We start from the raw sequence: 22779 nt of genomic DNA, 5'->3' as shown, positions 1-22779 counted from the left end.
GCCCGATAAGGACGCGCCCCTTTTTGTATGTGCAGGCCGGTCAGTTTCGAGGGCCGGCTTCCTCAATCACCTTCAAGGCTTCAGCGGGCCAGTCCGAGTCCGGCACCAGATGGTTGCCCCGCGCATCATTGCCGACGTCTGGCAGCCAGCGCCCGCCGGTTTTCAGCGAATTGCGCCAGTTGCCCAGCGCACGATTGTCGGTGGAGATGCCCTGATCGTACATCTTCCCGGCGGTATTGATGTTCAGCCACACGCCGTCGGTGTCGACCACATTCTCCGTGACCGTGAAGTGCTTGCTGCCTTCATCCAGGTAGATCGCGATCTTGCCGTTGATGTCGAAAATGTGATTGCGGCGGATAATCGCGTTCGGATTGGCCGACAGATTGTAGATCGCACCGCCATCCATATACCATTGTTTCACGCCATGGATGCGATTGCCTTCGACCACGGTGTTACGCAGTGTGGTGGATGTTTGAAAGCGCGGGTTATGGACATAGCCCTTCTGGTTCTTATCGTAATTGGGGTTGCCGCCTGCATCGTTATAACCCCAGCCCCAGCCGGTAGCGATCGCGTCATAAGGCGCTCCGCTGATGTCGTTGTGCGCGATTGTCGCCCCGTCGAAATAGGTGGAGAGAATCGCGGCATTGTCTTTGTAATCCTGGCTGACCAGATGGATCACATTGTCTTCGATCCGCAGGTCGCGATTGATCAGCGCAGGGTCAGACGGGTGGTGGGCATCGGTTCGCACCCCTCCGGCCATAATCGCGCCGCCTGCCAGCACGGCAAAGCGATTGCGCGCAACGCGAATATTCGATGTTGCAAGCCCGACCCCGGTTTCGTGGGCCAGCGGCTCATTGCCGATGCCCAGCGCCACTTGTCCAAGCTGGCTGAAAGTGTTGCCTTCGAACGTGATGTCGCGTGCAGCCGACACCTGAACCGCACCCGGAATTTGGTGCCATTTCAGGCGCATCGATTCGAATTCGACACAGCCCCAGCCGCAGTTCTTCCAGGCATCGTCGGGATGAAGCGGCGAGATATCGCTCAGGTAGGCACCGCTTTGCTGGTTGGCGTATCCGGTGTCGCGCGACGGGCCGAGCCACGACGTGTGCGAGAACCGCAGCCCGCGGAAGGACAGCTTCTCAATCGGAGCATCGGGGGTGCCGCTGATCGATACAAGCACTTCCAGCGTGGGGACGACGACATCGAGATCGGAGATGTTTTCGTCCTGGCCGGTACGTAAATACAGCTTGCCTTCGTCGGGATGGATTACCCACTGGTGCCAGCGCGAGTGCCATTGGCCCACTTTGCCGATGAATTCCAACGCCCCGCGAAGGAAGAACCGCGACTCTTCGGGAAACAGGGGCTGGCTGGCCGTGTCATAGCCCCATGTGTTGTTGTCCCACGCCGGCTGCGACATAGTGAAGCGCGTGCCATCGATCGATTCCACCGGGGAGTACCGGTCGGTAAAGATGCCGGTCGCCTCCGCCTCTACCCGGTCGGGGTGGGCGATGTCGGCAAGCCAGGAATATTCCGGATTGGTTACTTCGAAACCGGTCGCGCTGAATTTCAGGTCTTCCAGCGGGATCTCGACAAACGGGCTTTCGCCGCGTGTGCCGTTGATCCAGATTTGCCGCGTATCCAGCCCCTTGGGTGTATCCGCGACATAAATGTGGCGTTCCTTGTCATATGGGCGAAATCCGGTGACGGTTATGCCGGACGTGATCGTCGGATGCGCGCCATCTGCCGCGCGCCACTCGACGGAGTAACCTTTCTGTCCGCCATCCGCCTGGCGGAAGATCAGCGGCTTCGTCAGCCGGTAAGTGCCATCCGCTAGGATCACAGTCACATCGTTGGAAGCATTTTTGGCACGAACCAGTTCCTGCGCCTTCTCAAGCGACTTTACAGGCTTCGCTTCCGTTCCGGGATTGCTGTCATTACCTTTGGGCGAAAGGTGGATCGTCACTTGTGCCATTGCAGAGGTGGCACACAACAGCCCCGCCGCGAATGGGATGGTTCGAACGGCCTTGCCGATCATGGGGTTCTCTCCTTGTTATTATATTGCGGCGCAGGTCAGTTGACCCAGCCGCCGTCGATGACATTCACCGTGCCGGTGGTAAATGCGCTTTCATCCGACGCGAGATAGACCGCCAGTGCAGCCAGTTCCCCGACCCGGCCAAAGCGGCCCATCGCCTGTCGGGCAGTGAATTCGGCATAGGCCTTCTCAAAATCGCCGGTGTCGTGAAGGCGCTGGATCAGCGACGGTGTTTCGACCGTTCCGGGGCAGATCGCATTGCAGCGAATGCCTTTGGTCACATAATCGATCGCGACCGACTTGGTCAGCCCGATCACCGCCGCTTTCGTGGCCCCATAGGCAAAGCGATTGTTCACCGCCTTGATGCTGGAGCAGACGGACGACATGTTGATGATCGACCCGCCGCCAAGCGCGAGCATGTTAGGCAGAACCGCGCGGATCATGCGGTATTGGGCGGTGACATTGAGGTTGTATGAGAAGTCCCACGCGTCTTCCTCGCAGTCGAGGATCGTGCCGGCGTGGACGTAGCCGGCGCAATTGTAGAGCACGTTGATGTCGGGGAGGTCGGCTGCGATTGCCTTCACGGCGTCCGGGTTGGTGACGTCGAGCTGGCGGCATTCGGCCCCTTCCAGTCCGTCGAGCGCGTCGGCGCGGACATCGGTTGCGATGACGCGCGCGCCCTCGCGCACGAAAGCTTCGGCGGTGGCGCGGCCGATGCCCTGTCCGGCAGCTGTGATCAGGGCAACCTTGCCTTCAAGACGCGACATGCAGTTCTCTCCCAAGTGGTGTGGTACGGTATCTTCGCTAAACTTCAGCATAGACATGCCAGATGCGAATTCATATGATGTCTTATGTTTAAAGAAGGCGCAAGCGCAGACTTATCGCTCGATAGACGATCTGCAATCGGCCTGATGGCGGCTCTCGCGGCCTGCCCCGCGGCAACGGCCCGGGCGATGGCCACCGGCGTGGTAGAGGATATTCGCAATCACGGCGCGCGTGGTAATGGCTATGTTATCGACAGCGGCGCGATCAATGCCGCCATCGCGGCGGCGGCGAAGAGGGGCGGCGGCGTAGTCAGCGTTCCGCCGGGGCGATATCTCAGTTTCTCGATCCGCTTGCTCGACAATGTCACGCTCGCGCTGTCCGAAGGGGCAGTGATTGAGGCGGCGGACCCCAGCGCATATGGCCAGAACTACGACCCGCCGGAAAACTATCTGGAGCAGCAGTTTCAGGATTTCGGCATCACCCATGTGCACAACAGCCTGATCTATGCCGATGGCGCGACCAATATCGCCATCGTCGGGCGCGGTCTGATCTATGGCGCGGGGCTGGACCGTGCCGGCCCCGGCGACCACTGGTGGAAACGCGATAGCTGGCAATCGGCAAAGGCGCTGGGCATCAGCCCCAGGGAACTGATGCTGCGTAACAAGCATGAGGCGGATCAGGTCGGGCGGGCCAACAAGACTATCGGCCTGATGAACTGCACCGGGGTGCAATTGCAGGATTTCACGATCCTGCAGGGCGGCCATTTCGGGATCATCGCCCACGGTTGCACGAATATGGCGATCGACGGCGTCGTGGTGGATACCGACCGCGACGGGATCGATATCGACTGCTGCCGCGATGTGCGCGTCACCAATTGCACGGTCAACGCCCCGAAAGACGACGCCATCGTGCTGAAAAGCAGCTATGCACTGGGTCGCGCCGTTATCTGCGAGGATATCCAGATTCGCGGCTGCAAGACCAGCGGATATCAGATGGGATCGCTGCTCGACGGGACGTATCGCAAATCCGGCTATGGCTCGCCCGACGGGATAGGCGTTCTCGGGCGGATCAAGCTCGGCACGGAAACGACCGGCGGCTTCCGCAATATACAGATCAGCGATTGCATCTGTACCAATTCGCGGGGAATTCTGGTGGGGATCGTCGATGGCGGCATCATGGAAGATGTGACTGTGTCCGGTGTCACGATCCGCGATCCTGTCAATCACCCGCTTTTCGTGCATCACGGCGCGCGTATGCGTGCGCCCAAAGGTTCCCCGATACAGGGCATCCGTCGGGTCCGGTTCGAAGATTGCCAGATATCGGGCGCGGATGCGCGCTATCCGTGCGGAGTCGAAGGCATCGCGGATTCGCCGGTCGAAGACGTGACTTTCGCCGGGATCACGATGAGCGCGCGAGGGGGAGGCACACCCGAAGATGCCGCGCGGGAACCCGAATACCGGCGCGAGACGAGCCTTGAGGTCAGCTACCTCAAGACATTGCCCGCGCAAGGTGTCTGGGCGCGCCATGCGCGGCGACTGATCGTGCAGGACTGTCGCTTTACGACCGAAAGCAACGATGCGCGCCCGGCGGTTGCCTTGCGCCATGTCGAAGGCGCGATCATCAGGAATGTTCTTTCGTCCGCCGCAGGGAAAGAGGCGGTGTCGCGTAAGGACAGCCGCAACATTACCGTCGAACATATGGAAAGGCTGGCGTGATGGGCCCGCAGGATCTGGGATTTGGCGCCGCATCGATCGGCAACCTTTTCCGGCCGATGACGGATGAGGATGCGCGCGCGGTGGTTCACCGCGCATGGCAGGCGGGTATTCGCTATTACGATACCGCGCCGCATTATGGGTTCGGGCTGAGTGAAAAGCGGCTGGGCGCTGCGCTGGCGGAACTGGATCCTGAAGGAACCGCTATTCTGTCCACGAAGGTTGGGCGGCGGCTCGATCCACGGCCCGATGCCGATCTGTCTTCCTTGCGACAGGCGTTCGTGTCGCCGGAGCCGTTCGAAAGCGTTTTCGACTATAGCTACGACGCGGTTATGCGATCGTATGAGGAAAGCCTGACGCGGCTGAAGCGCGCGCGGATCGATATCCTCTATGCTCATGATATCGGGGCGTTTGCCCACGGGGCCGATCACCCGCGCCTGTTCGCTGAATTCATGGAAGGCGGTTATCGGGCGATGCGCGAATTGCGCGACGCCGGGGATGTTTCGCAGATCGGCATCGGTGTGAACGAAATCGCCGTCTGCGAAGAGATGATCCACGCGGGCGAGATCGATATTATCATGCTGGCCGGGCGTTACACCTTGCTGGAACAGGAGGCGTCAGACAGCCTGCTGCCGCTATGCGCCCGAAAAGGGGTGAAGCTGGTCGTGGCCGGGCCGTATAACTCGGGCATTCTGGCCAAGGGGGTTCGCGGCGGGGGAACGCCGCCCAATTTCAACTATGAACCGGCACCCCCGGCGATTGTGGAACGGGTGGGCCGGATAGAGGATATCTGCGAAGCGCACGGTGTCCCGCTGATCGCGGCGGCGGTGCAATTTCCGCTGGTGCATCCGCAGGTGTCAACCGTGGTGCCGGGCATGGCGTCGGTCAGGCAGGTCGATGCGGCGATCGATCTGATGGCCATCACGATCCCCGACGCGCTGTGGGAAGACCTCGCGAATCAGGGCTTGCTGCAAGGGGGACTTCAGCGGTCGGGCTGAACCCCATGCATCGCGGAAGAGGAGAGGCATTATCGTGAACATCAGTCGCAGAGCGGTTTTCACCAATGCCGTGGCGCTGGGGGCGGTGGGCTTTGTCCAGCCTGCGCTTGCGAAAGTGCGCGGGCAGGGCGAAATCGAACAGTGGGGCTTTTACGAAGTTGCCCTGAACGGTCCGGCGGGGGGCAATCCCTTCCGCGATACGCAGCTGTCGATTGTTTTCGAAGGCGCCGGCCGGACAATCGAAGTGCCGGGCTTCTATGATGGGGACGGCGTGTATCGCGTGCGTTTCAGCCCGCCTGAAACGGGCGTGTGGCGATGGAACAGCCGCAGCAACGCACCGTCTCTGTCCGGGCTGACTGGCGAGTGCATCGCCACTGCGCCGCAGTCGGGCAATCACGGCCCGGTGGTGGTCAGCGACGACGGGTTTCACTTCGTCCATGCCGATGGCACCCCTTTCCGCCAGATCGGCACGACCAGCTATTCATGGGCGCTGCAATCGGCCGAAAAATGTCGGCAAACGCTGGCCACGCTGGCCGGGGCGCCGTTCAACAAGATGCGGATGCTGGTTTTCCCCAATGTCGCATCGGTGGCCACCGATCCGTTCGTGCGGACGGGGGCAGGGCCAAAAGACTGGGATGCGACCCGTTTCGATCCGGCCTATTTCCGGCGGTTCGAAGACAAGATCCGGCGGCTGGGCGATCTGGGCATTCAGGCCGATGTCATTCTTTACCAGCCTTACGATCCCGTGCGCGGATATTCCGACATGTCGCGCAGCGATGACGAAGCCTATGTCCGCTATGTCGCCGCGCGTTTCGGGGCATTTCGCAATGTCTGGTGGTCGATGGCGAACGAGTTCGATCTGATCGAATCGAAATCGGAAGAGGATTGGGACCATCTGTTCCGCACACTTGTCGATGCCGATCCGCACGACCGTTTGCGATCGATCCACAATATCCGCCGGTATTACGACCATCGCAAGCCGTGGATCACTCATGCCAGCATCCAGAATGGCGCGGCAGTGGACGATAGCATCCGCGCCGAACTCCACCGTGCGTTCGCGCTGAAACCGGTGATCTTCGACGAAGTGGTTTACGAAGGCGATATCGACAAGCGGTGGGGCAATCTGTCGGCTGAAAAAATGGTCGAACGGTTCTGGCACGGCCTGATCGGCGGCACGTATGTCGGCCACAGCGAAACATACGCCGCCAGTGGCAACCCCGATCATTCGTGGCTGGGGCAAGGCGGCACCCTGCAAGGGGAGAGCGCGCCGCGCCTCGCGTTTCTGAAACGCATCATGGAAGAAGGGCCTGCCCCCGGTATCGATCCGATCCAGCCGTGGTGGAATTATCATGTCGCCGGCAAGGAAGGCGAATATTACCTTGTCTATTTCGGTGACACGCGCCCGGCGGAATGGACCGTCGCCCTGCCCGCGCGCGAAGACAGCGCCGCCGGTTCATACAAGGCGGATATTCTCGACACCTGGAACATGACCGTCACCGAAGTCGACGGCGTTATCGAACTGTCGCGCGGGAATGAGTACGAACTTCACGCGCCATCGACCGGCGCGATCGCCTTGCCGCAGCGACCCTATCAGGCGATCAGGCTGCGCCGGATTGGCGGCAACGGTTAGGCTCAGGATCCATTAGCGTGAAGTAATGGCCGTGGATGTGGGGCCGATGTTCTGAGTGGGCAGATGCGTTACCGGGCATTATTCCCGGCCAGAGCACCTTGCCCACTCGCCACATTTTTACTCGGTTACAGTGAAAGTGACCGGTGTGCTCGCCTTTGCGCCGGAGGAAGGGGCGATCCAGAGCTGGAATTCGCCCGGTTCCCACCCATGCGACATATCGGCGCGGGTGAATGCCAGATCGGCGGGGCGGAGGGTGAAGCTGACGTTGCGGCTTTCGCCCGGCTTGAGCATGATTTTCTCGAAGCCCTTCAATTCCTGCACCGGACGGGTGACCGAACCGACGAGGTCGCGAACATAGAGCTGCACAACTTCCTCGCCCGCGCGCTTGCCGGTGTTAGTGATTGTTGCGCTGGCCGTGATGGCGCCGTTGGCAGCCATCGACGGGGCCGACAGAGTTACCGGTGAATAGGAGAAGCTGGTGTAGCTCAACCCGTAACCGAAACGATACAGCGGCGTGTTGGGCGTGTTCAGATAACGGGACACATATTTTGCCCCCGGCTCACCCAGTTCGATCGGGCGACCGGTGTTCTTCTGATCGTAGTAGAGCGGAACCTGCCCGACCGTGCGCGGGAAAGTCATCGGCAGTTTGCCCGAGGGGTTGTAATCGCCGAACAGAACATCCGCGACTGCCTTGCCCGCCATTGTGCCGGGATACCACGCCTCAAGAATGGCGGCGACGTGCTGATCCGCCCAGCCGACCGTATTGGGGCGGCCGCTCATCAGCAGCAGGATCACCGGTTTCCCGGTGGCCACAAGCTGTTCGAGCAGGGCCTGTTGATTGCCCGGCAGATCGAGCGAGGTGCGACTGGCCGCTTCCCCGGTCATATCCCATTTCTCGCCCATTGCGGCGATAATCACGTCCGACTTGCTGGCCAGTGCCAGTGCTTCGGCAAAGCCATCGGTCTTGCCTGCGTCCGCGAACTCGTAGCTGGCACCTTTGGCATATGCCACTGTGGTTCCTTTGGGTGCGCGTTCCTTAAGGCCCTGAAGCACTGTAATCGGCCGGGTCTGGCGGTCACCCGCGGCGGACCAGCTGCCGATCATATCGGTCTTGCTGTCGCCCAGGGGGCCGATCAGCGCGATCGATTTGGCGGACGCCGTCAGCGGCAGCGCGTTGTTTTCATTCTTCAGCAGAACCATCGACTTGCGCGCCACATCGCGCGCAGCCTCCAGAAATTCCGGCTTATAGAGCGTCGCCTTCTCGCGCGCTTCGTTGGAATAGCGATAGGGATCGTCGAACAGGCCGAGGCGGTATTTCATTTCCAGCACCCGGCGCACAGCGCGGTCGACGGTTGCCTGGCTGACGCGGCCTTCTTTCACCGATTTCTCAAGATTTTCCATGAACACGGCACCTTGCATGTCCATATCGACCCCGGCGTTGATCGCTTGTTCGCCAGCTTGTGCGAGATCCTTGGAATAACCGTGCGGAACCATCTCGTTGATCGAGGTGTAGTCGGTCACCACGAACCCGTCGAAGCCCCATTGGTCGCGCAGAACATCGGTCAGCAGATATTTGCTGCCGCTGGCCGGGATGCCATCGTATTCGTTGAACGATGTCATGATCGTCGCGACACCGGCATCCACCGTTGCCTTGAACGGTGGGAGGTAGACATCGCGCAGCGTGCGCTCTGAAATGTCGACGGTGTTGTAATCACGCCCCGCCTGCGCCGCGCCATAGGCGGCGTAATGCTTGGTCGTGGCCAGCACTGTATCGGTCGCGGCAAGATCGGTGCCCTGATAACCGTGCACACGCGCCACGGCGACTTTGCTGCCGAGATAGACGTCTTCGCCCGCCCCTTCCGAAATGCGGCCCCAGCGCGGATCGCGCGAGACATCGACCATTGGCGAGAAGGTCCAGTGAATGCCCTCTGCCGAAGCTTCCTCGGCGGACACGCGCGCCGATTTTTCCACTGCCGCCATATCCCAGCTGGCCGCTTCGCCCAGCGAGATCGGGAAAATGGTGCGGTGCCCGTGGATCACGTCATACCCGAACAGCAGAGGGATTTTCAGACGGGTCCCTTCGACAGCTGCCTGTTGCAGCTCGCGGGTGTATTTGGCGGTGTAGGCATTGAAGATCGCGCCGACCCGACCGGCGGCGATATCCTGCTTGTAACTGTCGCGCATCGTCGGCCCGGTCGATTCCCAGTCGCTGGTGAGCAGCGTGAGCTGGCCGATTTTTTCCTGCAGCGTCATCTGCGCGATCAGGTTGTCGATGAACGCATTCATCTTCGGATCGTTGTGCGCCCAGGCAGGTGTGGCCTTCTCGATCGGAACAGCGGTATCCGCAGCGACGGCAGGCGCGTTTCCACTGGCATTTATCGGTTGCGGCGTATCGGCCCGCGCACTGGCACAGCTCGCCATTGCCAGTGAAATTGCGCTTGCCATCAATGTCTTGCCGAAACGGCTCATTCGTCCCTCCCATATCGGCCCCGGCGGAAAAGCGGCGGCCATCGATTTCCCGGATGTTCGGATTCGCTCTTGTCGGGCATGGCTATACAGACAATATGAAACCGGTTACAAGCCACATGCCAAATTTGATTCGGGCAGGCAATTTCGATTCGAACAGCCGGGGAAGAAGCCGGCGTTCATTAGCGGTCGCGGCAATGCGCCGGGCCATCAGGGGAGGAGTTTGATGAAGGTGTTCCACCTAAACGCGCGTTCGTTCACCGTCCGTAAGCTTGCCACCGCGCTTGCGCTTGGCGCTGCCGGGGGCGCTATGGCTGTCGGTCTGGCAGTTCCGGCCCACGCACAACAGGTGAATGCTTCGCTGCGCGGCCACGTGACGGGCGCAACGCAAGTCACGGTCATCGAAACCAACACCGGTTTCCGCCGCACCGTGACAGTGGATGGAGCGGGCAATTATAACTTCGCCTCGCTGCCTGCAGGAACTTACTATCTCGAATTCACCACCGAGAATGGTGTGCGCCGGACGGATAATTTTGTGCTGTCGGTGGCGCAGGACGCTGTCCTCGATCTGGACGATCTGGCCACAGCCGAAACGCAGCCTGTGGCCGAGGGGCAGGATGACAACGCGATCATCGTGACCGGTTCGCGCATCCGCACGCTGGAAGGCGGCGCGGTGGGCGCAAACATCACCCCGCGTGAAATCGAACAATTGCCGCAGAATAACCGCAACTTCCTGGCTTTTGCAGACCTTGCCCCTGGTGTGGAAGTGGCCAACCCCAATGGCCAGTCGCGCATTCAGGGCGGCGCCCAGAACAGCCGCACGGTGAATGTGTTTATCGATGGCGTCGGGCAGAAGGACTATGTCCTCAAGAACGGCATTACCGGTCAGGATTCGTCCGAAGGCAACCCGTTCCCACAGCTCGCAATTGGCGAATACCGGGTCATCAGCTCCAACTATAAGGCGGAGTTCGATCAGGTCAGCTCGGTGGCGATCACTGCAGCGACCAAGTCGGGCACCAACGAATTCCACGGCGAAGCTTTCATCGATTACACCGATGAAAGCCTGCGTGATTCGACCCCGACTGAACTGAAGTCTGGCGCAAAGGCCCCGTCGACAGATTATCAGTTCGGTGGTGCTATTGGTGGCCCGATCGTGAAGGATGTCGCGCACTTCTTCTTCACCTACGAAGGGAAGCGTCGCGAACTGCCGCGTGACATTCGTCCGGGCGGCGACTTCGATGTGTCGTACTTCCCGACAGAATATCAGAGCGAATTCGGGCCAACCAACGCGACTTTCGACGAAGATCTCTATTTCGGTAAGATCGACGTATCACCGACTTCGCGCGACCTGATCGAAGTGTCGGGCAAATACCGCAAGGAAAGCGGCGAATTCCTGAGCAGCGGAAGCAATGCGCGTTCTACCATCAGTTCGCAGGATGTGCAGGAGAAGCGCGGCCTGCTGCGGTGGGAGCATACAGCGGACAGTTTCATCAACGATCTGAAACTGACATATGAAGATGTGAAATGGGCGCCGACGCCGCTCGTTTTCGGCAATGGCTACCAGTTCAATTATGCTGGCCCGAACCTTGAAAACCCATCGTCGCCAACTGTCTATCGTGCGGACAACATATTGCGCGTGGGTGGCGGTTCCAATTATCAGGACAAGGGGCAGAAGGGCTTCGGAATTCAGAACGACTTCACCTGGGTCGGGCTGGAAAACCACACCATTAAAATGGGGGTGAAGGCCAAGTGGGTGACGCTGCGTTCGCAACAGCTCGGCAACTTCAACCCGGTGTACACCTACAACACAGCGTACAATCCGAATGGCGGCTCCTTCAACGATACGATCCCGTACCGCGTCCAGTTCGGCTATGACACGGGCAACGGCAGCCCGGTTGTCGAATCGAAGAATTTCCAGTTGGGTTTGTATATTCAGGATGACTGGGACGTTACCGACCGGCTGACGCTCAATCTCGGTGTACGGTGGGATTACGAAGAGACGCCCGCCTATCTCGACTTCGTAACCCCGGCAGACGCGGTGGCGGCGGTGTCGCCTGAGAATTATCCGAATCTTGTCGGCGCCGATTACAACATCAACGACTTTATCTCGAACGGCAAAAACCGCCACCCGTTCAAGGGGGCGTTCCAGCCGCGCATCGGGTTCTCCTATGCCATCGACGATGCACATCGTTTCGTACTGTTCGGCGGTTATGGCCGGTCGTACGACCGTAACCAGTTCGACTTCCTCCAGCAGGAAATCAGCGTCGGTTCCTACACCACGCGCACGTTCAACTTCCTGACGGGCGATCCGAACAACACTTGCACCGCCAGCCCGACTTGTGTGCCGTTCGATCCGATCTATCTGACCGAAGAAGGCCGCGCACAACTCGTTGCCAACGCCGGTGCGGGTGGCGGGCGCGAACTGCGCTTCATCAACAACGATCTGAAAGTGCCGTATTCGGACCAGTTCAGCTTGGGCCTGCGCGGCCAGCTGGCTCCGTTGTTCACTGCGGAGGTCGGGTACACCCATATCTCCAGCCGGGATGGTTTCGCCTACTTGATCGGCAATCGCCGGGAAGACGGGAGCTTCTTCCCCCCTGCACCAGCCACACCCGAAACGCCCTGGGGCTATACCCCTCCGGGCTTTGGGTCGATCATTATCGGCACCAATGGTCTCGCGACCAATGCCGACAGTGGTTATCTCAAGCTGGTCAAGAACTACACACAGGCATCTCCGTGGAGCTTCAGCGGGACGTACACATATACGCTGGCTGAAGAGAACCGGAACTTCGGCGAAACCTTCGCGCTCGATTATCCATCGATTGACGATTATCCGTGGACTCGCTCCAATGGGGTACGCAAGCATCGCCTGGTGCTGGCCGGGTCGGTCGATCTGCCGATCGGCGCGGCGCTGTCGGGCAAATTCGTGATTGCTTCGCCGCCGTATGTGAAGAGCTTCATCAACACGGGTGGGGAAAACCCCTCGCGCGATGTGGTTTCGAACGAAGCGAATGGCAACGGCGACCGGTGGGGCTTCCGCCAGATGGATGTCGCGGTCACGAAATACATCGCGTTCCCCTTCATCAACGATCAGTCGCGGTTGCGCTTGCGGATGGACATCATCAACCTGTTCAACGATCGCAACTACACCAATTATTTCACCAATCCGAATGATCCGCGTTATCTGCAGATCAACGGAGTCGGCACGGGAAGTAACCCCCCGCGTACATTCAAGTTCTCGGTCGGTTTTGAATTCTAGGACTGGTGAACAGGCGCGCGGTCGCTCCCTCTGACCGCGCGCCTGATTTTTTATTGTCGTGAAAGAGATTAAGGTGACAACGCCATGAAGCCTGCCGCCTTCGCTACGCTTGCCTGTGCCACTTTGCTGGCATCGTGCGCTACTATTCCCGCCCCCGCCCCCGCGCCTGCCCCCATTGAACCGGCGCAGGCCTCGCCACAGGCGGTGGAGGCATTTTCGGAAGAGCTGACGCAGCGCACTTTTCGCTATTTCTGGGATACCACCGATACCGAACGCTGCCTCGCGCCCGATCGGTGGCCGAACCGCACCTTTTCGTCGATTGCGGCCACCGGGTTCGCGCTGACCGCTTACGGGATCGGCGCCGAGCGTGGCTATGTCACGCGCGATCAGGCCGCGCAGCGCACCCGCGACTGTCTGGCGTTTTACTGGAACGCCCCGCAAGGGCCGGAGGCATCGGGCAAGACAGGTTACAAAGGCTTCTTCTACCACTTCCTGCGGTACGACGACGGCACGCGGTACAAGACCAACGAGCTTTCCACGGTCGATACGACGCTGTTTCTGGGCGGCGCGCTGTTCGCGCAGAGCTATTACGACCGCGACAATCCGGTCGAGGCGGAAATTCGCGATCTGGCGGAAAAGATCTATCGCCGGGTCGAATGGGACTGGGCGCAGCGCAACACCACCGGTACGCAGGCGATCAACCTGCCCGATTCCCACGGCATCACGATGGGGTGGAAGCCAGAGGATGGCTGGGAACGGGCCGACTGGATCGGCTACAACGAAGGTATGCTGGTCTATGTTCTGGCGCTCGGTTCCCCCACCCACCCGGTCGGCAAGGATGCGTGGGATCAGGGCTGGGCGAAGAAGCTGAACGACGACTGGGGCACGTTCTACGGATACGAACACCTCCAGTTCGAACCGATGTTCGGCCACCAATACAGCCACGTGTGGGTCGATTTCCGCGGCATTCAGGACGACTTTATGCGCGGGAAAGGCAGCGACTATTTCCGCAACAGCCGCTTCGCCACGTTGAGCCAGCGGGCATATGGCGCGGATAATCCCAACGAATGGAAGGATTACAGCGGCGATATCTGGGGCTGGACCGCGTCGGACGGCCCGAAATACTCGCGCGGCGAGTACTCGGTAAACGGCAAGCCGCGCGATTTCCTGACCTATTCGGCGCGAGGCGTCAGCGCGATCCGTGTGATCGACGACGGTACTATCGTACCGACCGCGGCAGGCGGCTCAGTCGCCTTCGCGCCTGAAGTCGCGATCCCGGCGCTGATGGCGATGAAGGACAAGTATGGAGATCGCCTCTACACCCGCTATGGGTTCAAGGACGCGATCAATCCCAGCTTCACCTTCGTCGAAGCCGGCTCCACCACCGGGCAGACCGATCCGAAGCTGGGCTGGGTGGCCAACGATTATCTGGGCATCGATCAGGGCCCGATCCTGGCGATGATGGAAAACCATCGCAGCGGCCTGGTCTGGAAAACCATGCGGAAAAATCCGCATATCCGTCGCGGTCTGGAGCGGTTGGGGTTCAAGGGCGGCTGGCTGGACCAACCGGCGGATTGAGCTCCCTTTGTAGCTGTCCGGTCGGCAGAGCTGCTGGCCGGGCCCGTGCCCTGTCAGTCGCCCTGCCGACCCATCTTCAGATCGGTAACGACCGGATAGTGATCGGACGGTAAGCGCCCCGTCCAATGCTGCGTAATCACTGCATAGCGCAGCACTCTGAATCCGGGCGATACCAAGATATGGTCGATTGCTTCGGCATCGGCAGCATCGAAATGGAAGCCGGTGAATGTCCCCGGCGGCCCGTACGGAGCGCTTTCGCTGGCGTTGCGGGAATCGCGCAAACGCACCCTGTTTGCGCCTGTCAGGATCGCCATCGGCGCACTGGATAGCCCGGCGTTGAAATCGCCCATCACAATGGTTGGCTTACCTGCGAACTCCGCCTGCCCCACCCAGTCCGCGATCATATGTGCGCTGCGGTCGCGGGCGATGGTGCCGACATGGTCGAAATGCGTATTGAGTACGCGTATCCGCTGTCCGCTCCGCCGGTCGCGCAACACGGCCCACGTCGCGATGCGGGGATAGGCCGCGTCCCACCCCTTGCCGGGCACCCCCGGTGTGGGGGAGAGCCAGAACGCGCCCGCATCGATCGCTTCAAACCGCTCTTTCCGCCAGCCGAGGGGAGAAAACTCCCCTGCTTCCACTCCATCGTCGCGGCCCACACCGATGAATGTGTAGTCTGGCAGAGCGGTTTGGAGGTCGCGCTTCTGATGCAGCAGAACCTCCTGCATTCCGATAATATCGGGGGCCTCGCGCCGGATCACCGCCGCGACCATGTCCGCACGATGGGGCCATGCATTTGCCCCGTCCGATGCAAGGTCCAGACGGATGTTATAAGTCATCGCACGGATTTCGCCGGACGTGGCAATGCCGCCTTGCGGAGTGGTGACACAAGCTGCCAGCAAGGTGGCGAGGACAAGTGCAAGCAAACCGCGGAGCACAGTCGCAGCCAGTTACTTCACGGATACGTTCAGACGGTGCGACAGCAGCCAGAGATAGAGGGCTGGCTCGGCATAGGCGGGATCCCAGGCATTATGCCCCAGATCCGGATAGATCGTCAGCCGCGAAATGCGTCCGCCACAGGCCCGGATCGCCCGCGACATGGCAAAGCTGCCTTCTGGTGAGACGACATCGTCGCGGTCGCCGTGAAATGCCCAGACAGGCAGGTTCCGCAGCGCGCAGGCGGTGGTCGTGTCGCCGCGTCCCGCGACCGGAGCGATCGCCGCGAAGCGGTTGGGCTCTGCCGCGGCCCAGCGCCAGGTGGCGTGCCCGCCCCGGCTCAACCCTGTCAGATAAATACGACTGCGATCTACCGGGAGAGAGGCGACGATATGGTCGACGATATGGTCGAGCTTGGCGATATCCCAATCCTGTTCCGCAGGCAGCAGAGGCGAGACGAGGATGAACGGGAAATTGGGGTCGGCATCGGCCACTTTGGGTGGGCCGTGGACTTTGACCCGTGCGATATCGTCTCCGCGCTCCCCCGATCCGTGCAGGAAGATTAACAGCGGAAATGTCTGGCCGGTGTCCTTCGCCGCTGCGGGTGTGGCCCCGGCGGGGAGGAATAACTGATACGGATATCCATCCGCCTCGATCGCCGGTTGTGGATGCTGGCCGACCGCCAGCGGCTCGGCAGCACGCGACTGCGGAGTGACACATGCCGACAGCAGGACTGCTGAGACGCAGGCGAGCAGGATTTTGGGGATGGCGATGTTCATTACAGTTCCTCTCCTGATCGGCCAATGTAATCGGTTACATAATTCGGCACAAGCCGTTGTATCCGGGGCCTTCGCATTCGCATCGGGTTAAACCGATGCGCCTGTGGTGGACGCACGAACGGCAAGTGTGGGGGAAATGGTTATTCCCGCATCGGTGCCCAGTTCCTCTCCGCTCAGCAGACGTAACAGCATCATTGCTGCGGACGATCCCAGGCGGGTGATATCCGAATGCACGGTGGTCAGCTGAGGCGATATGTAGCGCGCCAGCGGAATATCGTCGAACCCGGCCACCAGTACATCGCGCCCGACGCGCACCCCCGCGCGGGTCAGCTCAGCTATCAGGTCGACCGCCATCATGTCGTTCGCTGCGAACACCGCCTCGAAGGCGAAATCCCGGTTGAGCAGCAATTGCGCGGCATTGCGCCCGGCATCTTCGCGGAAGTTGCCGGGAAGAATGATCGGATGGGTATCGCCCAGTCGTTCGCGCAGTACGTCGCGATATCCCTGCATCCGCTCGCTCGCGTCGCGGTTGCTGGCAGGGCCGGAAATATGCACGATCTTGCGCGCGCCCCGTTCGATCAGGTGTTCGGTAACCATCCGCGCCCCGGAATAGTTATCGACCGACACGAACGGGATATCGCCGTTTTGTGGCTGAGCGTTGAGCAGAACGGTGGGGATTTGCCATGTGGCTGTATCCCCCAGCGATTCCGCCCGCGAATTGGGCGGCATCACCAGCAATCCATCGACCCGGCCGCGCATTGATTTGATGGCCAGCACGGTCTCTTCCGTGCTGCCATGCATGTTGCCGAGCAGCAGATGCTTGCCCGCGCCATGCACCGCCATATCGATGCCGCGGATCATCTCGGAAAAGAATTCCCCGAACAGATCGGGCAGGATCACACCGATGGCATCGGTCTTGCGCCGCGTCAGGCTGCGGGCGCCGCTGTGCGGAACATAATTGAGTTCTGCGGCGGCGGCTTCGATCCTGGCGCGTGTTTCGGCGGTCACGATCGACAGACCGTTAAGTGCGCGCGACGCCGTCGCGACCGATACTCCGGCGGCTTTCGCCACCTCTCTGATTGTTACCATGCCCCAGCCATTTCCGACTTGTAACTGAAATGGGTGTCAAATCCACCCATGCTGCGAATGAAGATCATGCTGTGGCCTTGCCCCGTATCGTCGCCAAAAGAACGCATGCGATGGCGCACAGACCGGCCAGTATCATGAACAGCGTCCCGAACCCGAACAATGGCACCAGCGCCAGCGTCAGCCAGGGCATAATGAGCGAAGGCACAGTGTTGGTGAGGTTGAAGAGGCCGAGGTCTCGGCCCCGCGTCTGCGGCCGAGGCAGGATGCGGAGCGTCTGCCCCGAATGAAGGGCAAGAAACACCCCTGCCGAGAGTCCGAAAATGACATATCCGATCGCTCCGCCTGTCGATGTGGTCGACAGCGCAATGGTCAGCATTCCGCAAGCGGCAATGCCCGAAAGAACAACCAGCGGCATGAACGGTTTCCCTGCACGATCCGACCACTGGCCGACTGCCATCGCCAGCGGGACCGCAGCGAAAAGCACGACTGTGAACAGGCGGGCGGTGAAGCTCTCGGTCAGCGTGTGGTCCAGCGAAATAAACCACATAAGCAGGAAGGCGAACATGGTCGCTTCACCGATCTGTATCAGCAAACGAGACAGCCACATCCGGCGCACGGCGTGTCCGGTGATGAGGGGAGGCAAAGTGCCCGATGCCGTATCGGCAGCAACAGGGGTAACCAATGCCGGGATCGCGACCGGTCGGCCAAAGGCAAGCAGTGGAACGATCAGAAGCGTGGTTATGGCCGTAATCAGCGTTGCGCGCAGTCCCGCATCGGCAAAACCGGGGATTGTCACCAGCGCTCCGACCAGCGCGCCAACGGCGGGTGAGAGCGCCAGCATGCCCCCCAACATCCCCTTCTGTTCGTCCGGGATATGATCCCCCGCCATCGCCATCAGCGGGTTGAGCATCATGTTCAACCCAATCTGCCACACGACGATCATCGCCAGCAACGTGGACATATTTTCGGCAAAGCGCATCGAAAGCAGCAGCACACTCGACAAAATCAGGCCTCCGACAATCCATCCGCGGCGCGAACCGGTCAGATCGCTCAGCCAGCCCACGACGATATTCGACACGCTGGCCGCTACCGCGCCGATAAACGCACAATAGGACAGCACGCGAATCCCCTCCGCCCCCCACTGCGCGTTTACTTGCAGTGGCAGCAGGATCGAAAGAAACGGTGCATAGGAAGCCGCGCCGCCGGCGGCAGCCAGAGCATAGAGCACGAGGAATCGTGTCGATTGTGCGCCACGGCCGCGAGGGGGCCGATCGTCGTGAAGGGCGTTCACAGATGCGCCGCTTTCACAGTTAGCACACCGGGTCTGTGCGGCCTTCGCTGCCTGTCCATCCCTATACTCTCCCCGCCTAACCCTCAGGCCGCGCCTGAAAATGTAACCGGTTGCATGATCCCGGCAAGTTCGCCACTATCCCATGCCAGAGGGAGCCTGAAAAGACGATGTTCGCAGTAAATTCAACCGGTCGCCTGCCGTACCGATATGTGACGGTTCTCGCTGTGGCACTAGCCATGCTGATGCTGGCTCGCCCGGCTATGCTGCGCGCGGCAGACGGTCCGTCTTATCGGGAATGCTCCCCCAACGGGCGCTTGTGTTTCGTGCTTTCTATACACGAACAAGTGCCGGTCTATTCGGTGACGCGCGATGGCAAGCCGGTGATCGATCCATCAAGCCTCGGTTTCATGCTGCGTGGTGCGGGCAAATGGCAACATGGCATGACTCTGGGCGAGCCGGCCCGTTCCAACCACTCCGAACGGTGGGAACAGCCGTGGGGGGAAAGTCGCTTCGTGGTTGATCGGCACAACGAAATGCGCGTGCCGATTACCGAACAGGGCAAAACCCGGCGTACGATCGATCTGGTCGTGCGGGTGTTCGACAATGGCGTGGGCTTCCGCTTTGTATTCCCGCGGCAAAGTCAGCTCAGCGATGTGCGGATCGATGAAGAGCTGACAGAATTCAATCTGGCGGGGAAGGCGGACGCATGGTGGATCCCCGGCGGCGAAGCGAACCGATACGAATATCTCTATAACCACACTCCCGCCGACGAAGTGGGCACGGCACACACGCCGATTACCTTCCGCCGGGATGACGGGTTGCATATCGCGATTCACGAAGCGGCCCTGTCGGATTACAGCGCTTTCTGGCTGCAACGGATCGATGGGCAGCGGTTCCGCACCCGGCTGGCGCCGTCTTCGCAGCCATGGAAAGTGCGCCGCACCGCCCCGTTCAACACGCCCTGGCGCACGATCCTGATCGCGGACGATGCGCCCGGCCTCTATGCCGCAGCGGATGTTATCCTGAACCTCAACGAACCCAACCGGCTGGGCGATGTCAGTTGGGTGAAGCCGCACAAATACGTTGGTATCTGGTGGGCCATGCACCTCGATAAATGGAGCTGGAACGCCGGGCCGAAACACGGTGCGACGACCGAACATGCGATGCGCTACATCGATTTTGCCGCTGCCCATGGTTTCAAATCGGTGCTGGTCGAGGGCTGGAACGAAGGGTGGTGGAGCGAGAGCGGGCGCAATTTCAAATTCGCCACAGCCTATCCCGATTTCGACATGGATCGCGTGTCTGCCTATGCCCGCAGCAAAGGTGTGGAGATCATGGGTCACCATGAAACGGCAGGGAATGCCGGGTTGTACGAACGCAATCTGGATCAGGCGCTTGCCTACTACGAGCAGCATGGGGTTCATGCGGTGAAGACCGGCTATGTCGCCGATGGCGGCGGTGTGCTGCGCGAAGATCCCGACGGGACGGAGCAATGGGAATGGCACGATGGCCAGTACATGGCCCGCCACCATGAAGACGTGGCGATTGCGGCGGCGCGCCATCACATCGCGATCAACGCGCACGAACCGATCAAGGATACCGGGATGCGCCGGACATATCCCAACCTTGTCAGCCGTGAAGGTGCGCGGGGTACAGAATATAACGCGTGGGGCGATCCGCCCAACCCGCCCAGCCATGAACCGACCTTGCTGTTCACCCGGATGCTGTCCGGCCCGTTCGACCTGACGCCGGGAATCGTCAGCCTCGAAGGGCGCGATGGTCGCCCGATCCCTAATACGCTGGCCCGGCAACTGGCGGACTATGTAGCGATTTACTCGCCGGTGCAGATGGCCGCCGATCTGCCGGAGAACTACGCCAGACATCCCGATGCACTGGCATTCATCGAACGGGTGCCGGTCGATTGGGAACAGACGAAAGTGTTGCAAGGCGCGATTGGCGAATATGCGGTCGTCGCGCGGCAAAGGCGCGGGGGCGGTGACTGGTGGATCGGCGGGATCACCGATAACGCCGCGCGCACTGTTTCGCTCGACCTCTCGTTCCTCGCGCCGGGGCGCTATCGCGCGGAAATCTGGCGCGACGGACCCGATGGCGGGATCGACGGCGATCGCTTCGCGATGATCCGCGAAACGCGAACCGTCTCGTCGGAAGACGTTCTCGATCTGACAATGAAGAGCGGGGGCGGTTTTGCCCTCTCGCTCACTCCGATCAGGCGCGGCAAGAAGTAAGCGGCTGCCCGAGGCTGATCGCAGTTGCGCGCCATCGGCGCGGACGGTCGGTATCAGACCATTCGCCAACTGGACCTTTCCGCGTTATCGGGCAATCATGCCGGGATGGGAGATGAAAGCGCCGAAGTGCGGGATGTGCTCGCGTTCCTGCAATCGACCGAGCCTTTTGCATCGCTCGACGACGATCATCGTCGGGTCGCGGCGAAGGGGATAGAGGTCGCGTATTTCCGGCGCGGCACAGTCATTACCGAAGCCGGGGATGCCAACGACTGGCTGTCCCTGATCCGCTCCGGTGCGGTGGAACTGATGCTGGGTGGCACGCAGCTTTCCGCCCGCCTGGGGGAACGCGACTGTTTCGGCTATCCCTCACTCATCCGGCGCGGACCGGCGCAGAACACCGCGACTGCGATAGAAGACTGCCTGCTCTATCGCCTGCCGGGTGAGACATTTCATGTCTTGCGCGATCGGTGCGCGGGGTTCCGCAAGTTCTTCGATATCGACGAATCCGCTCGCCTCCGCCGTGCAGTCGCGCGGATGGAAGGGGATGGGCCGGTTGCAGGGGATGAAAGCGGTCTGGCGATCTATGCGACGATCGGCAGCTTCCTGCCGGGGCGCGCGGTCGTATCGGGCGATCCTGCATTGTCGGTGGGGGAAGCCGCTGCACTGATGGCGCGGGAGGATGTTTCCACTCTGCCGTTGTGTGAAGACGGGCACCTGCTCGGCATCGTGACCGACAAGGATTTGCGGCGGCGCGTGCTGGCGGTCCAGCTCGACCTGGCAACGCCGGTCCGGGCGATCATGACCCCCGATCCCGTCACAATCGGTTTGCAGGATTCCGCAATGGCCGCACTGCTCGAAATGACGCGGCGGCATATCCATCACTTGCCGGTGATCGATGCATCGGGCGCGCTGGTAGCGGTGATTTCCGCCAGCGATGTGCTCGGCCAGCTCGGGGCGCATTCGCTGCGTATTCCGGCGGAGATCGGCCGGTCGGCCAGCGCGCAGGAACTGGCGACAGCGACCGCGCGGCTGCCCGACGCGGTATCTGCGCTGGTATCGGCCGGGGTCGATGCCAGCCATGTGACGCACTATGCCAGCGCTATTGGCGGGGCGGCGCATTGCCGTCTGCTCGAACTGGCGCAGGCCGAACTGGGCCCGCCGCCGGTGCCGTTCGCGCTGGTGTGTTTCGGCTCGCTCGCCCGATACGAGCAGGGGTTGGGTTCGGATCAGGATAACGGCTTCGTGCTGGGCGACGGATATGATGAGGGGCTGCACAACAGTTATTTCGCAGCGTTGGCAAAGCGGCTGAGCGATGGGCTGGCAGCGGTAGGCTATGCCTATTGCAAGGGCGATATCATGGCCACTAACCCCGATTGCCGACATGATCTGGCAGGGTGGCAATCGCGGTTCGGTCACTGGATCGCCACGCCCGATCCGCAAGCCGTGCTCGACAGCGCGATCTTCTTCGACATGCGCCCTCTGGCGGGAGAAGAAGTTCTGGTGAAGCGGTTGCGCGAGGGTGTTTTCGCGCAGGCGCGGGACAATCGGATATTCCTGTCGTTCATGGCGCGGGCGGCGGCCTCTACGGCTGTGCCGCTGGGGTTCTTCCGCAACTTCCTGTTGCATCACGATGCCGATGAAGGCGATGTGCTGGACCTTAAGCGACAGGCGATTGCACCCATTGTCGATATCGCGCGATGCCATGCCCTTGCCCGCGGGATTTCCGCGACCGGAACGCTGGAAAGGTTGGATGCGGCCGCCGCCGAGGGCAGCTTGCATCCCGAAGCCGCGCGCGATCTCGCGGCCGGGTTCGAATTCCTGTGCGATGTGCGCTTCCGCCATCAGGCAGGGCAGCGGGCGCGTGGCGAGCCCATTTCGAACTTGCTGCCTCCGCGCGAATTGTCGCGCTTCGATCGCGAGCATTTGCGCGATGCGTTCCGCCTGATCCGTACTCAACTGGACAAACTGCGGAGCGATTTTGCCGGTGGTCTGACCTGA

14 protein-coding genes are annotated in these 22779 nt (G+C 61.0%); 7 read left to right on the top strand and 7 right to left on the bottom strand.

The genetic code is table 11. From position 1 onward, the window contains the following. Window positions 1-40: 40 nt before the first annotated feature. The gene (locus D6858_RS04965; protein WP_120107708.1) at window positions 41-2035 is read right to left on the bottom strand and encodes a right-handed parallel beta-helix repeat-containing protein; all 1995 of its coding nucleotides are present in this window, start codon (window positions 2033-2035) and stop codon (window positions 41-43) included. A gap of 35 nt (window positions 2036-2070) precedes the next feature. Then, a complete protein-coding gene (locus D6858_RS04960; RefSeq protein WP_120107706.1) occupies window positions 2071-2799 on the bottom strand; it encodes an SDR family oxidoreductase in 729 nt (242 codons plus the stop codon). A gap of 144 nt (window positions 2800-2943) precedes the next feature. On the opposite strand from D6858_RS04960, the gene D6858_RS04955 reads away from it, so the two are divergent. The 3 genes from D6858_RS04955 to D6858_RS04945 are packed head-to-tail and all read left to right on the top strand — an operon-like array spanning window position 2944 to window position 7137. After that, a complete protein-coding gene (locus D6858_RS04955) occupies window positions 2944-4512 on the top strand; it encodes a rhamnogalacturonidase (protein WP_165859636.1) in 1569 nt (522 codons plus the stop codon). Then, window positions 4512-5507 (top strand): aldo/keto reductase, encoded by a 996-nt coding sequence (locus D6858_RS04950; RefSeq protein WP_120107702.1) that lies wholly within the window; start codon window positions 4512-4514, stop codon window positions 5505-5507. The genes D6858_RS04955 and D6858_RS04950 overlap by 1 nt, the downstream gene beginning before the upstream one ends. Window positions 5508-5541: 34 nt before the next feature. After that, window positions 5542-7137 carry a DUF5060 domain-containing protein gene (locus D6858_RS04945; protein WP_205664877.1) on the top strand — a complete coding sequence of 532 codons (1596 nt, stop codon included), beginning with the start codon at window positions 5542-5544 and terminating at the stop codon, window positions 7135-7137. A 117-nt stretch (window positions 7138-7254) separates the two neighbouring features. Here the strand turns inward: D6858_RS04945 and bglX are convergent, their stop codons facing one another. Continuing rightward, on the bottom strand, window positions 7255-9606 hold the full coding sequence (gene bglX, locus D6858_RS04940; RefSeq protein WP_120107699.1) for a beta-glucosidase BglX: 2352 nt from the start codon (window positions 9604-9606) through the stop codon (window positions 7255-7257). A gap of 223 nt (window positions 9607-9829) precedes the next feature. Between bglX and D6858_RS04935 the strand changes: the two genes are divergently transcribed. Together D6858_RS04935 and D6858_RS04930 are read left to right on the top strand one after the other, a co-directional pair. Beyond that, on the top strand, window positions 9830-12862 hold the full coding sequence (locus D6858_RS04935) for a TonB-dependent receptor (RefSeq protein WP_120107697.1): 3033 nt from the start codon (window positions 9830-9832) through the stop codon (window positions 12860-12862). A gap of 84 nt (window positions 12863-12946) precedes the next feature. Further along, complete coding sequence (locus tag D6858_RS04930; RefSeq protein WP_120107694.1) at window positions 12947-14440, top strand: glucoamylase family protein; 1494 nt, start codon at window positions 12947-12949, stop codon at window positions 14438-14440. Between the two features lie 53 nt (window positions 14441-14493). Here the strand turns inward: D6858_RS04930 and D6858_RS04925 are convergent, their stop codons facing one another. From D6858_RS04925 to D6858_RS04910, 4 genes are all read right to left on the bottom strand, one after another. Next, the gene (locus tag D6858_RS04925) at window positions 14494-15378 is read right to left on the bottom strand and encodes an endonuclease/exonuclease/phosphatase family protein (protein WP_120107692.1); all 885 of its coding nucleotides are present in this window, start codon (window positions 15376-15378) and stop codon (window positions 14494-14496) included. A gap of 12 nt (window positions 15379-15390) precedes the next feature. Next, the gene (locus D6858_RS04920) at window positions 15391-16155 is read right to left on the bottom strand and encodes a carboxylesterase family protein (protein WP_120107689.1); all 765 of its coding nucleotides are present in this window, start codon (window positions 16153-16155) and stop codon (window positions 15391-15393) included. Window positions 16156-16242: 87 nt separating this feature from the next. Further along, the gene (locus D6858_RS04915) at window positions 16243-17244 is read right to left on the bottom strand and encodes a LacI family DNA-binding transcriptional regulator (protein WP_120107686.1); all 1002 of its coding nucleotides are present in this window, start codon (window positions 17242-17244) and stop codon (window positions 16243-16245) included. A 64-nt stretch (window positions 17245-17308) separates the two neighbouring features. After that, window positions 17309-18535: an MFS transporter gene (locus tag D6858_RS04910; protein WP_120107683.1), complete on the bottom strand. Its 1227-nt coding sequence runs from the start codon at window positions 18533-18535 to the stop codon at window positions 17309-17311. Between the two features lie 167 nt (window positions 18536-18702). Between D6858_RS04910 and D6858_RS04905 the strand changes: the two genes are divergently transcribed. Both D6858_RS04905 and D6858_RS04900 read left to right on the top strand, forming a co-directional pair. Further along, on the top strand, window positions 18703-20781 hold the full coding sequence (locus D6858_RS04905; protein ID WP_120107680.1) for a glycoside hydrolase family 97 protein: 2079 nt from the start codon (window positions 18703-18705) through the stop codon (window positions 20779-20781). 24 nt (window positions 20782-20805) lie between these two features. Next, window positions 20806-22779, top strand: coding sequence for a putative nucleotidyltransferase substrate binding domain-containing protein (locus D6858_RS04900; protein WP_133305242.1), 1974 nt, complete (start codon window positions 20806-20808; stop codon window positions 22777-22779).

This window comes from Tsuneonella suprasediminis (assembly GCF_003605755.1).
Lineage (GTDB): Bacteria > Pseudomonadota > Alphaproteobacteria > Sphingomonadales > Sphingomonadaceae > Tsuneonella > Tsuneonella suprasediminis.
This window is presented reverse-complemented; position numbering and strand designations above follow the sequence as displayed.

Coding starts and splice junctions, on each gene's coding strand:
- D6858_RS04965 (WP_120107708.1), bottom strand. CDS start 2,035: ATGATCGGCAAGGCCGTTCGAACCATCCCATTCGCGGCGGGGCTGTTG.
- D6858_RS04960 (WP_120107706.1), bottom strand. CDS start 2,799: ATGTCGCGTCTTGAAGGCAAGGTTGCCCTGATCACAGCTGCCGGACAG.
- D6858_RS04955 (WP_165859636.1), top strand. CDS start 2,944: ATGGCGGCTCTCGCGGCCTGCCCCGCGGCAACGGCCCGGGCGATGGCC.
- D6858_RS04950 (WP_120107702.1), top strand. CDS start 4,512: ATGGGCCCGCAGGATCTGGGATTTGGCGCCGCATCGATCGGCAACCTT.
- bglX (WP_120107699.1), bottom strand. CDS start 9,606: ATGAGCCGTTTCGGCAAGACATTGATGGCAAGCGCAATTTCACTGGCA.
- D6858_RS04935 (WP_120107697.1), top strand. CDS start 9,830: ATGAAGGTGTTCCACCTAAACGCGCGTTCGTTCACCGTCCGTAAGCTT.
- D6858_RS04930 (WP_120107694.1), top strand. CDS start 12,947: ATGAAGCCTGCCGCCTTCGCTACGCTTGCCTGTGCCACTTTGCTGGCA.
- D6858_RS04920 (WP_120107689.1), bottom strand. CDS start 16,155: ATGAACATCGCCATCCCCAAAATCCTGCTCGCCTGCGTCTCAGCAGTC.
- D6858_RS04915 (WP_120107686.1), bottom strand. CDS start 17,244: ATGGTAACAATCAGAGAGGTGGCGAAAGCCGCCGGAGTATCGGTCGCG.
- D6858_RS04905 (WP_120107680.1), top strand. CDS start 18,703: ATGTTCGCAGTAAATTCAACCGGTCGCCTGCCGTACCGATATGTGACG.